The sequence below is a fragment of the Bradyrhizobium sp. genome (assembly GCF_049512235.1).
In the GTDB taxonomy this organism is placed as follows: Bacteria; Pseudomonadota; Alphaproteobacteria; order Rhizobiales; family Xanthobacteraceae; genus Bradyrhizobium.
The window spans coordinates 1-12537 of record NZ_JBEKXH010000187.1 but is presented as its reverse complement, the minus strand read 5'-3'; the positions used below and the strand labels follow the sequence as shown (position 1 = coordinate 12537).

The 12537-nt window shown below is 62.5% G+C and carries 9 protein-coding genes; 8 read left to right on the top strand and 1 reads right to left on the bottom strand.

Annotation, left to right across the window (positions count from 1 at the left end):
* Positions 1–958 precede the first annotated feature (958 nt).
* Positions 959–1906: a ring-cleaving dioxygenase gene (locus ABSG20_RS18275; RefSeq protein WP_423865915.1), complete on the bottom strand. Its 948-nt coding sequence runs from the start codon at positions 1904–1906 to the stop codon at positions 959–961.
* A gap of 205 nt (positions 1907–2111) precedes the next feature.
* Between ABSG20_RS18275 and ABSG20_RS18270 the strand changes: the two genes are divergently transcribed.
* From ABSG20_RS18270 to ABSG20_RS18235, 8 genes are all read left to right on the top strand, one after another.
* Positions 2112–3746, top strand: a complete 1635-nt coding sequence (locus tag ABSG20_RS18270; RefSeq protein WP_423865914.1) for a bifunctional metallophosphatase/5'-nucleotidase — start codon at positions 2112–2114, stop codon at positions 3744–3746.
* A gap of 112 nt (positions 3747–3858) precedes the next feature.
* Positions 3859–4788: a histone deacetylase family protein gene (locus ABSG20_RS18265; protein WP_423865913.1), complete on the top strand. Its 930-nt coding sequence runs from the start codon at positions 3859–3861 to the stop codon at positions 4786–4788.
* A gap of 67 nt (positions 4789–4855) precedes the next feature.
* Positions 4856–5107 carry an exodeoxyribonuclease VII small subunit gene (locus ABSG20_RS18260; RefSeq protein ID WP_423865912.1) on the top strand — a complete coding sequence of 84 codons (252 nt, stop codon included), beginning with the start codon at positions 4856–4858 and terminating at the stop codon, positions 5105–5107.
* A 161-nt stretch (positions 5108–5268) separates the two neighbouring features.
* Complete coding sequence (locus tag ABSG20_RS18255) at positions 5269–6567, top strand: hypothetical protein (protein WP_423865911.1); 1299 nt, start codon at positions 5269–5271, stop codon at positions 6565–6567.
* Between the two features lie 337 nt (positions 6568–6904).
* The gene (gene dxs / locus ABSG20_RS18250) at positions 6905–8830 is read left to right on the top strand and encodes a 1-deoxy-D-xylulose-5-phosphate synthase (RefSeq protein WP_423865910.1); all 1926 of its coding nucleotides are present in this window, start codon (positions 6905–6907) and stop codon (positions 8828–8830) included.
* Between the two features lie 47 nt (positions 8831–8877).
* Complete coding sequence (locus ABSG20_RS18245) at positions 8878–9612, top strand: TlyA family RNA methyltransferase (protein ID WP_423865909.1); 735 nt, start codon at positions 8878–8880, stop codon at positions 9610–9612.
* Complete coding sequence (locus tag ABSG20_RS18240; protein ID WP_423865908.1) at positions 9605–10849, top strand: class I SAM-dependent RNA methyltransferase; 1245 nt, start codon at positions 9605–9607, stop codon at positions 10847–10849. Before ABSG20_RS18245 ends, ABSG20_RS18240 begins: the two co-directional genes overlap by 8 nt.
* A gap of 122 nt (positions 10850–10971) precedes the next feature.
* The coding region (locus ABSG20_RS18235; protein ID WP_423865907.1) for a toll/interleukin-1 receptor domain-containing protein at positions 10972–12537 on the top strand (1566 nt) is incomplete at its 3' end.

Sequence of the window (12537 nt, the reverse complement as noted above, 5' to 3'; positions counted from 1 at the left end):
CCCTGCGCTGGCGCGTTCGGTGTCTTTGGGCGGCGGCCGTCCGGCCTGACCCGGGATCACGCGGCGTCCGAGCATGGCGGCGACCTCCTTCTGGAAATGCGCCGCGCCGAGAACAAGCAGCGGAATTTCTGATCCAGTAGTACTACCGAAGCTGTATCCCGAAAGTCGATGGCCCGACCGGCTAGATCTGGTGTTTCGGCGCTGTCAATAGCCCAAGTGAAAAATATTTCCGTTTCCTTTATGTTCGAATCGCGCTATAAGCGCGTCATCTTATCCCACACAGAGGGGCGTATCGCGATCGTCATGAAACGCGGGATGAGATGCGGTGGACGCGGCAGCGTTAGGCGTGCGACGGTTCGCAGGGCGGGGGGCGTTATGCCAAGCGTGAGCGAATACCTCGTAGGCTAGACGACGGCGCTGCAGCGTACGGGGAAAACGTGTGGTCCTGGCACCCAAAGCTGGTGTCAAGTCTTCGGAGGATGCGTTCGGCTCAACCGGGTCGGACACAACCTTAATCCGAAGGCGACGGTGGCAAGAGAGCTATCTCGCCGGGGTTGTGTGGGGAATGCCGGATGATCCGGTGCCTCGCTGTTACTCGTGTGCGTCGGCCGTTTTCTTGCACGCGAGGCCGCGGGTGCCTCTGGGCATCGCGGCATTCCCCGCGCCCTCTGTTATCTCGAGGGCGGGACGTTCCAGCAAAAGCCCGGGTGCATCGCACCGCGGGGCGTTTACGTGTGTCTGGATTTTGCTCGTCATGCCCGGGCTGACGGATTTCGTCATGCCCGGAAGACGTGGATGGCCGGGCCTCGCCCGGCCATGACGAAAATTGAAATGATGCTCGTGGCTGTTTGAAAAGTGAATCAGTTCGTAGGAAGGGCGTTGAAACAGGGCGCCCACAAGGGGCGCCCCTACGCCATATCGATCCGTAGGGGCGACCCTTGTGGTCGCCCTCTTTCGCCTACCCGATCGGCTTCAGCCCGGCCTCGATCTCGGCGCGGCGCGGCTCCAGGAAGGGCGGCAGCGCCAGTTTTTCGCCGAGCGTTTCCATCGGCTCGTCGGTGGCAAAACCGGGGCCGTCGGTCGCGATCTCGAACAGGATGCCGTTCGGCTCGCGGAAATAAAGGCTGCGAAAATAGAAGCGGTCGATCTCGCCGCTGTTGGGAATGCCGAGCTCACTCAGGCGCCGGGTCCAGGCATGGTATTGTTCCTCGTCGGGGGTGCGAAACGCGACGTGATGCACGCCGCCGGCACCCTGGCGGGCCGGCGGCGAATTCTTCTGCTCGACGACATGCAGTTCGGCGGCAGGGCCGCCCTCGCCCATCGCGAACACCTGAACCTGCGCGGGCGCATCCGGAGCGGCGTAATCGCGCACATGGCGCATGTTCATGACAGCGGTCAGCAGCATCGAGGTCCGCGCCAGATCGTGCACATCGAGCACGATCGGGCCGAGGCCGCGTATCTGGTGCTCCGATGGCACCGGACTCTTCTCCCATGGCGACGCCGAACCGGCCCCGCCGTCATCGACCAGCACCAGCCGCTGGCCTTCGCCATCCTCGAACGGCAGCGTCAGCCGGCCGTCGACTTCCACGATCTCGCCGGTGGGGCCGCCCGCTTGCTTCAGCCGGTCCCTCCAGTAACCGAGACTCTCTTCACCGGCGACGCGCAGTCCGGTGCGGGAAATGCTGTTGGTTCCGCGCTGCTCGGGGGCGGCGGGAAAATCGAAGAAGGTGAGGTCGGTGCCGGGATTGGCCCGGCCGTCGGCGTAGAACAGATGATAGGCGCTGACATCGTCCTGATTGACCGTCTTCTTGACCAGCCGCATGCCGAGCTGGCCGGTATAAAATGCCAGATTTTGCCGCGGTTTCGCGGAAATCGCGGTCAGATGGTGGATCCCCGTCAACTGCATCATGTGTTCCTCGCGCGTCATTCCGTTCACCTCACAAGAACCGGCGGGGCCGGTTTGGGACGCCGTGGGCATGATGTAGGATATGCGCCGAAGACGCGCCAGCGGCACGTTCGCCGCCTGTTTGCCGAAGCTTCGTGAAATTGTTGCGCAGGCACGCTATTGTCAGCCCATGAAAGTTTTGCTTTCGCCTGTCCTCGCCGCGGCGATGCTGATGGTCGCGGCCGACCCGGGCTCGCGCGCAGAGGCTCAGGCCGCGCCGGTCGAGTTGCGGATCCTGGCCATCAACGACTTCCACGGCAATTTGCGGCCGCCCGCCGGCGGGATCAGGATCGCAGATCCCGCCGACAAGACCAAAAAGATCGTGGTGCCGGCCGGCGGCGCCGAGAGCATGGCAACGCTGGTCAAAGAGCTCCGGCGGGGAACCGGCAATACGATCTTCGTCGCGGCCGGCGATTTGATCGGCGCCAGTCCATTGCTGTCGGCGATGTTTCATGACGAGCCGACGATCGAATCGCTGTCGATGATGGGGCTTGAGATCGCCTCGGTCGGCAATCACGAATTCGACGAAGGCAAGGACGAACTGCTGCGGATGCAGAATGGCGGCTGCCATCCGGTCGACAAATGCCAGGGACCGCATCCCTTTACGGGAGCCAGGTTCCACTACCTTGCGGCCTCGACCTTCGACAAGGATACCGGCAAGACGATATTTCCGCCTTACGAAATCCGGGAATTCCAGGGCATTGCGGTCGCCTTCATCGGCCTGACCCTGAAAGGCACGGCCGATATCGTTTCTCCGGAAGGTATCGCCGGCCTGGAATTCCGCGACGAGGCCGACACCGTGAACGCGCTGGTGCCGGAGCTGAGGGCGCGCGGCGTCGAGGCCATCGTGGTATTGATCCACGAAGGCGGCTATCCCACAGGCGATTACAACGAGTGTCCGGGCATTTCAGGCGCCATCGTCGATATCGTCGGGAAGTTCGATCGCGCCGTCGACGTGGTGATCAGCGGCCACACCCATCAGGCCTATGTCTGCGAGATCGACGGACGGCTGGTCACCTCAGGCGACAAATTCGGTACCATCGTCACCACGATCGATCTGAAGCTCGATCCCGTAACCCGCGATGTCGTCAGTGCCAAAGCCGACAACGTCATCGTCCGCACCGGCCTCTTATCCAGGGATCCCGAACAGACCGCGCTGCTTCAATCCTACGACAAATTCGCCGCGCCGATCGCCAACCGCGCCGCCGGATCGATCACGCAAACGCTGTCACGCACACCCAACGAAGCCGGCGAAAGCACGCTCGGAGATATCATCGCCGACGCCCAGCTCGCCGCCACCAGCGCCGGCAAGAACGGCGGAGCGGTCATCGCATTGACCAATCCGGGCGGCATCCGCACCGATATCACGAAGCAGGAAACCGGTCAGGTGACCTATGCCGACCTGTTCGCCAGCCAGCCGTTCCGCAATCAACTGGTGACGCTGACGCTGACGGGAATGCAGATCAAGCAGCTGCTCGAACAGCAATGGCTCGATCCGAACCGGCCGCGGATACTTCAGGTCTCCCGGGGGTTCAGCTATGCGTGGGACGGCGCCAGGCCCTCAGGCGACCGCGTCATCGCCGAGCGCATGCGGCTTGACGGGCAGCCCATCGATCCCGCCGCGCGCTACCGCATCACGGTGAACAATTATCTCGCGGTCGGCGGCGATGGCTTTACGGTGCTGAAGCAAGGGACTGCGCAGCAATTCGGCGTCTATGACGCCGACGCCCTCCTCGCCTACTTCCAGGCCCATAGCCCGATCGTACCCGTGGCAGCCGAACGCATCCTGCGATCGAACTGAAATCCAAGGCCTTATCCGGTCTTATGCGTAGCGCAGCCCTTTCCGGGCGGCCGCTAACCCCTTAAGATCGCCCCGTTCTCGAAAAGCGCGGTTCACGCGCTGGGGTCCTTTCATGACGACGCTTCTTCTCGGCCACCAGGCAAGTCTCGACCACGCCACGCCGCCGGGCCATCCGGAACGGGCCGAACGGCTGCGCGCGGTCAATCAGGTGCTGGCGGAAGCGCGTTTCGACCAGCTGATCCGCGGCGAGGCGCCAAAAGGCAGCCTGGATCAGGTCACGCTCTGTCACAATGAAAATTATGTCACGGAACTCCGGCATATCGCCCCGTCGAGCGGCCTGATCTACCTCGACGGCGATACCTCGATGTCGCCAGGCACCTGGGAGGCTGTCATGCGCGGGGTCGGCGGCGCGGTCGCGGCTACCGACGCGGTCATGTCGGGCGTTCACCATAACGCCTTCGTCGCGATCCGCCCGCCGGGCCATCACGCTGAAATCAACAAGCCGATGGGTTTTTGCTTCTTCGACAATGCGGCCATTGCCGCGCGTCATGCCCAGCGCAAATACGGTATCGGCCGCGCCGCCGTGGTCGATTTCGACGTCCACCACGGCAACGGCACACAGGATATTTTCTGGGCCGATCCGACGGTGATGTATTGCTCGACGCACCAGATGCCGCTGTTTCCCGGCACCGGCGCCAGCGGCGAGCGCGGCGAGCACGACACCATTGTCAACGCGCCGCTGGCGTCGGAAGACGGCAGCGGCAAATTCCGCGCCGCCTTCGAAAACATCATCCTGCCGCAGCTGGCGAAATTCGGCCCGGAGCTGATCATCATCTCCGCCGGATTTGATGGCCACTTTCGGGATCCGCTGGCGTCGCTCAATCTCACTGCGGAGGATTTCGGCTGGGTGACGCGCAAACTGATGGACCTCGCCGAAACCTGCGCCGGCGGCCGAATTGTCTCGGTGCTCGAGGGCGGTTATGATCTGCAAGGCTTGAAAGAGTCGGTCGCCGAACACGTCACCGCACTGATGGGCGCTTGAACTCCGACCACCCTGCGCCCTTAAATCCTTAATGCGTCCGCGATCGGGCGCATCTGTGGAAAGCAACATGGCCGAAAACACCCCAATCGACGTCAAGAAGCTGAGCTTCGAGCGCGCGCTCGAGGAACTTGAATCGATCGTCAAGCGGCTTGAGGACGGCAAGGTGCCGCTGGAAGAATCGGTTGCCATTTACGAGCGCGGCGAGTCCCTGAAGCGGCGATGCGAGGAACTGCTGCGGCAGGCAGAAGCGCGGGTTGACAAGATCACGACCGACGCCTCAGGCCAGGTTACCGGTACCGAGCCGCTGGACGTTCAGTGACCAACCGTCCGTTTCGGGTTGCAAATGCACGTCGCGCCACGGCAACAGTTAAGAACATTAGGCGAATCCCCCACCAGGCGACCCCGAAAAGGGCTGAATTAGCTCTTGGCGCGTTACGCGGCCTGATATAGTCCCGCCGTCAGTCCAGGGATCACCAGTACGTGCGAGTTCAGCACCGCCACATCATCTATGTGCAGGGATACGATCCGCGCGGCCTCGCGCAGTACTATCGCATGTTCCGAACCGAACTGCGGAAGTTTGGCCGGTTGTATCAGCTCGACGCCACGATCACCCGGCCGCAGGTAGCGCCTGACGGCGAAACCGCGTCCTGGACCATCGAAACCAAGGCGGGGGACTGGCAGACCCGTACCAGCTACGATTTTCTGCGCTGGGAAGACCTGATCCAGCGCGATCTTGCCGCGCCGATCTGGCATACGGTGTTCCACGCCATGTGGATCTACTGGCGGCTGGTGTTCGGCGGCACGCTGGCGCGATTCTGGAAGGCGCATTGGCGGTTCGCGACCTTTATCAGCTACCCGCATTTCCTGCTGTTCGTTGAAGCCCTGGCGTCCCTCGGCATCGCCTTCGCCTTCGGCAAGGGGCTGCAAGCTCTGGGTGTTCCCCACCTGTATAGCATCGCCGCGGCGGCAGCCCTGTTCGTCGCCGCGCTCGGCACCCTGCTGAAATACACGGAAAACCTGACCTATCTGCTTTATCTGCTCTCGGACACGATCTGGACCTGGGAATTCTCGCACCGGCGGCGGCCGCAATGGGACGTGCGAATCGAGCGTTTTGCCCAGTACCTCGCAACCGTCGCACGCAGCAGCGACGCCGAGGAAATCGTCGTCGTCGGCCACAGTTCGGGCTCGTTCCTGGGAGCCGAGATTCTGGCGCGCGCGCTCAAGCTCGATCCCTCGCTGGGGCGGCACGGCCCCCGCATTGTGCTTTTGACAATCGGCGGCAATTTTCCGATCGTCGGGTTTCATGCCGTGTCGCGTGATTTTCGCGATCACCTTCGCCTGCTTGCGGTCGAACCCTCGATCGACTGGATCGACTGTCAGTCGCGCAAGGATGTGATGAATTTCTACCCGTTCGATCCCGTCGCCGGCCACGGCATCGACGTCGGCGCCATGCGGCGCAACCCAACCATCGTGCCGGTCCGGTTCCGTGAAATCATCAAGCCGGAGCACTACAACCTGTTTCGCTGGAAGTTCTTTCGGGTCCATTTCCAGTTCGTCATGGCCAATGAGCGGCCGCACGCCTACGATTTTTTCATGATCGTGTGCGGGCCAATTCCGCTGAGCGAGCGCATGGCGCGTCCCGAGGCGGCGCTGGCAGTTGCAACCGGCGACGCCGCCGCGCGCGAATGGGCTTGGAAAAGGCTCGAAGCTTCGGCCGCCAGCCGCGCGGATGCCGTCGATTTGGGCGAGATGGAACCGTCGGCACGGCGAAGAGGTTGAAACCGCCGCTTGCTGCAACCTGTCCATTATCCCTCGCCGGGTTGGCTTTAGGCGCCGCTCTGGTATAAAGCTCTGGGAGATTATGGGCTGTTGGGGGCAACCTGCCGGAGCTGGGCCGGGGTGGCAAGTACTTCAAATAGCTACTAAAAATGTTGAGAGGATGAAACCGCTGAAGGTGATGCATATCACATTGACCGATCCGGAGCGCGACCAGGCTCACAAATCAGGCTTCGGCCTACTCAGGTGACATCCGGCGTCTGGGTTATCGCTGCGCTTTATCGTGCAATTCATCTCACGTTGGGCCGCTTGTCCCGACAAGCAAAAGTGGAATATCGCCGTGACCGTATTTAGTAAAACGCCGCTTCTCGACACCATCCGCACCCCGCAGGATTTACGGCGGCTCAAGGTGGAACAGGTCCGGCAAGTCGCCGACGAGCTGCGCCAGGAAACCATCGATGCCGTCTCGGTTACCGGCGGCCATTTCGGCGCCGGCCTCGGCGTCGTCGAACTGACGACGGCCCTGCACTACATCTTCGATACCCCGCGCGATCGCCTGGTCTGGGACGTCGGCCATCAGGCCTATCCGCACAAAATTCTCACCGGGCGTCGCGACCGCATCCGCACCCTGCGCACCGGCGGCGGCCTGTCCGGCTTCACCAAGCGAACCGAAAGCGACTACGATCCGTTCGGCGCCGCCCACTCCTCGACTTCGATCTCGGCCGCGCTGGGCATGGCGGTGGCGCGCGACCTCTCCGGTCGCAAGAACAATGTGATCGCCGTGATCGGGGATGGCGCGATGTCGGCGGGCATGGCTTATGAGGCCATGAACAATGCCGGCGCCATGAACTCCCGGCTGATCGTGATCCTCAACGACAACGACATGTCGATCGCGCCGCCGGTCGGCGCGATGTCGGCCTACCTGTCGCGGCTCTATTCGGGCAAGACCTATCGCTCGCTGCGCGAGGCCGCCAAGCAGCTCGGCAAACACCTTCCGAAAGTCATCGCCGATCGCGCCAACCGCGTCGAGGAATATTCCCGCGGTTTCATGGTCGGCGGCGGCACGCTGTTCGAGGAACTCGGCTTCTACTATGTGGGCCCAATCGACGGCCACAATCTCGACCACCTGCTGCCGGTTTTGAGGAACGTCCGCGACATGGAAACCGGCCCGATCCTGGTCCACGTCGTCACGCAAAAGGGCAAAGGCTACGGCCCGGCTGAGGCCTCCGCCGACAAATATCACGCCGTGGCCAAGTTCGATGTGGCGACCGGCGCCCAGGCCAAGGCCAAGCCGAACGCCCCGGCCTATACCAGCGTCTTCGGCCAGAGCCTCGTCAAGGAAGCCGAGAGGGATGACAAGATCATCGGCATCACCGCGGCGATGCCGTCCGGCACCGGTATCGACATATTCGCCAAGGCATTTCCCACGCGCACCTTCGACGTCGGCATCGCCGAGCAGCATGCCGTGACATTCGCCGCCGGTCTGGCGACCGAGGGCTACAAGCCGTTCTGCGCGATCTATTCGACCTTCCTCCAGCGCGGTTATGACCAGGTCGTGCACGACGTGGCAATCCAGAGCCTGCCGGTGCGCTTTGCGATCGACCGCGCCGGCCTGGTCGGGGCCGACGGCGCCACCCATGCCGGCTCGTTCGACAATGCCTATCTCGGCTGCCTGCCCAATTTTGTCATCATGGCGGCCTCCGACGAGGCCGAGTTGGTGCACATGGTCGCGACCCAGGTCGCGATCAATGACCGTCCGAGCGCGCTACGCTATCCGCGCGGCGAAGGCCGCGGCGTCGACATGCCCGAAACCGGCATTCCGCTCGAGATCGGCAAGGGCCGTATCATTCGCCAAGGCACCAAGATCGCCTTGCTGTCGTTCGGCACGCGTCTGGCCGAATGCGAGAAGGCCGCCGACGAATTGGCCGCTCATGGGCTGTCCACCACCATCGCCGACGCGCGTTTCATGAAGCCGCTCGACGTCGACATGATCCTCAAACTCGCCCGCGAGCACGAAATCCTGCTCACCATCGAGGAGGGGGCGATCGGCGGTTTCGGTTCCCACGTCATGCAGACCCTGGCCGAGCACGGCATGCTCGATGGCGGGTTAAGGATGCGTGCGATGGTGCTGCCCGACGTGTTTCTCGACCACGACTCGCCGGCCGCGATGTACGCCCGCGCCGGCCTCGACGCCAAGGGCATCGTCGCCAAGGTGTTCGAGGCGCTCGGCAAGGATTTCAAGATCGAAACGGTGAAGCTCGCCTGAGGCGGCACTCGGCAAGCCTTGGCCGCCTATAGCCCGAAGTCGCGACGATGCCCCCTCCCCGCAAGCGCGCGGACGTGTTGCTGGTCGAACGCGGCCTGTTCGAGAGCCGGGCCCGGGCGCGGGCCGCGATCGAAGCCGGGCTGGTATCGGCCAACGACAAGCCGGTGTCAAAACCATCCGAGAGCATTGCCGTCGACGCCGTGCTGCAGGCGCAGCCGGCGCATCCCTTTGTCTCGCGGGGCGGCGTCAAGCTTGCGGGCGCGCTGGAGCAATACCCGATCGATGTCGAGGGGCACGTCTGTCTCGATGTCGGCGCATCGACCGGCGGTTTCACCGAGGTCTTGCTCGCGAGCGGCGCCAGCCTGGTGTTTTCCATCGATGTCGGACGCCAACAGCTGCATCCCTCGCTGCAAGGCCATCCCAGGATCGTTTCAATGGAGGAAACCGACATCCGCAGTTTTGAGGGCAAGCGCCTGCCGATGCGGCCGGATATCGTCGTCATCGACGTCAGTTTCATCTCATTGAAGGCCGTGCTGCCGGTTGCACTGGCGCTGGCGGCGGCGCCGATGCATCTGCTGGCACTGATCAAGCCGCAATTCGAAGCGCCGCGAAAGCATCTCAAGCGCGGCATCATTCGCGATCCCGGGGTGCGCCAGCAGGTTTGCGATGACATCGCGGCGTTCGCAACCTTGCAGGGGTGCACCGCGATCAAGGTGTTTCCGTCGTCGATCCCGGGCGGCGACGGCAACCTCGAATTCTTCATCGGCGCGCGCCGTGGCTGAGCGTCTGGTCGTCGATCACGTCGGCCATCTCGGCGACGGCATAGCGCTTGCCGATGGGCCGCCGGTCTATGTGCCTTACACGCTCGGCGGCGAGACCGTCGAGGTGGCGCCGGTGCCGGGCCATCCCGACCGCCGCCGCCTGTTGCAGATCGAGCGTGCGAGCCCGCAACGGGTCAAGCCGTTTTGCCCGCATTTTACGGTTTGCGGAGGGTGCGCGATCCAGCATTGGGACGCCGAACCCTACCGCGCCTGGAAACGCGAGCTCGTGGTCGAGGCGCTGGCGCAGGCGAGGATCCCTTGCGAAGTCGATCCGCTGATCGACGCCCATGGCCTGGGCCGGCGGCGGATCACCGTGCACGCCCGCATGGGCACCCACGAAGTGCTCAAGGTGGGCTTTGCGGCGGCGGGTTCGCACGACATCATTGCGGTCGACCGCTGTCCCGTTCTCGAGCCTGGATTGCACGGCGCGCTGGATGCGGCGTGGGCACTTGCCGAGCCGCTGATATCGGCCGCAAAGCCGCTCGATATCCAGATCACCGCAACCGACAGTGGCCTCGATGTCGACGTGCGCGGATCGGGGCCGCTGCCGGCGGCCACCATCGCCAGGCTGTCGCGCGTTGCCGAAGAACACCGCCTGGCAAGGCTGACGCGCCATGGCGAACTGGTGCTGATGCGAAACGCCCCGACGATCAGGATCGGCGCGGCACAGCTGACCCTGCCGCCGGGATCGTTCCTGCAGGCCACACTCGCCGGAGAGGAGGCGCTGGCGGCGCTGGTGATCGCACACTGCAGAAGCGCAAAACACATCGCCGATCTGTTTTGCGGCGTCGGGCCTTTTGCCCTGAGGTTGGCGGCGAAGTCGAAGATTGCGGCATTCGACAGTGATGCGGGCGCGGTCACGGCGCTGCACAAGGCAGCCCAGGCGACCGCGGGATTAAAGCCGGTCAAGGCCGATATGCGCGACCTGTTCAGGCGGCCGCTGATGCCGCAGGAACTGCGCGATTACGAGGTGGTCGTGTTCGATCCGCCACGACAGGGCGCGCAGGCGCAGGTCCAGCAGCTCGCGGCCGGCAAAGTCCCCGTGGTGGTTGCGGTGTCATGCAACATCGCGACATTCGCGCGCGACGCCCGGATCCTTGCCGATGGCGGTTACCGGCTCGAGGCGGTGACGCCGGTCGACCAGTTCCGCCATACCCCGCATGTCGAACTGGTGGCGCGGTTTGCCCGGGCCCAATGAGGTTTCCAGCGAGGCGGGTCAGGCGCGCAAAAGCCGTCCTCTGGCGAGTCGTCTCTCCGCTACCGACGGCCATCGGAAACGAGTGTCGCCGCTGCACCGGCAGGCGCAAAAAAATCTGACCCATGTTGCAATTTGCTGCTAATGTGATAGTTGCGTTTTTAATTCAATTCAACCTTATAGCTGAGATTGGTATCGCATTCGCAGTTCGGACGACGCGGACTTTTCGTGAACCGGATTTTTTTGAGCCGGGATTTTCAGCAGGTAACAAGATGCCTGAACCAGAAGCTATTACCCATGCTTTTGTGAGTTACGCGCATGTGGACCTCATCATTGCAGACGCCCTTGAGACGCAGCTGACTTATTTGGCCCAAAAGGGAAAAGGCAAGGCGTTCCTCAAAAGCTTTCTGGATACCAAGAGCATCGGACAGCCCGGCCAGCCATACGGCCCCATTATTCGGGCAGCATTGCAAGACGCGGATTGGCTGATCGTCATCTTCACTGGCCACCAAAGCGTCTATTGCGGCTTCGAGATCGGCCTGTTCAGTTCGATCAATCCCGGCCAGAGGCCGATCATCTGCCTTCATGATGTTGACCAAAGCAAGCTTCCGGGCGTGCTGGATGGCTACCAGACCGCACCTGTCGGCCCCGATCCCACCGTCGTCCCAAACGGTTCGGGGCAGGAGATGAAGCGCTGGTGGAACAGTCCGGTCGGCCAGTTTCTCCAGAGTTTCTGCACCACGAAAAATCTTTACACGCCCGCGGACAATCCAATCGAATACCCGGTCGACATCGCCATGGCCGCCAAGGCGATCTGCGACGCTTTCGAGAATGCTCGCAAGAACGATGTGAAATCAGAGACGCCGGTGCAGGCAAGCTTCGAGATCACGATCGATCCGTCGATCACACCGGATTTCACCCGAATTCCGGAAAATTCGGTATTAGTCGGGACTAGCCGTGCGTTCAATATTCTGGGACTTAATCTGCCGCTCAGTCTAAGTTCAAATCAGGCTCCGCAGATCACTTGGGGGGATATGCGAACGGCGCTGCGCGAGCCGACGCGCCCGAATATCCCCTGGATGGATAAACTGGAAATCAATATTGCCCGGGCAGCTGCCTTGAAATTACCGGAGCCGGAAGACGTGACATTCAAGGGCGCCGGAGACGGCCGGATTTATCGGGCGATTCTGACGCGGTACAAGTTGTTCTTCAACGGCAAGCGTATATTCTACGTCTTGCTGGTGGAAACCTTCGACCGCAAGTTCATCGGCAACCGCCAGTCGTCCCTGCTTCTCATTGCGCTCACGCTGGCCTCGCGCTGGAGATTCACCTTCTTCGAGAAATGGCCGGAGACGCTGATGAAATTCGATCCGAGCGTCTCCGATGAGGCGTTCGCGGATGCCTGCAAGCAGCTCGAATACAACATGGAGTGGATGGAAAACGAAGGCGTGGAATTGGGAGCCGACGACCCCAATGCGATGGTGGAAGCTTTCGGGCTTGAAAACAAGGTGCGCGTCGAACGATTCTACACGAGCTGGGACACGGCAAAACGTACCCTGAAGAGCCAACTGCCCGCCACTTTCGACGGCCTGACACCGGCGGCACGGGTACAGGCTCAAACCGCGATCGTCGCCTTTCTGACCTGGCTCAAGCAGCAGAATTCCGAGTTTCTCAGACTATGTGCCGACGCC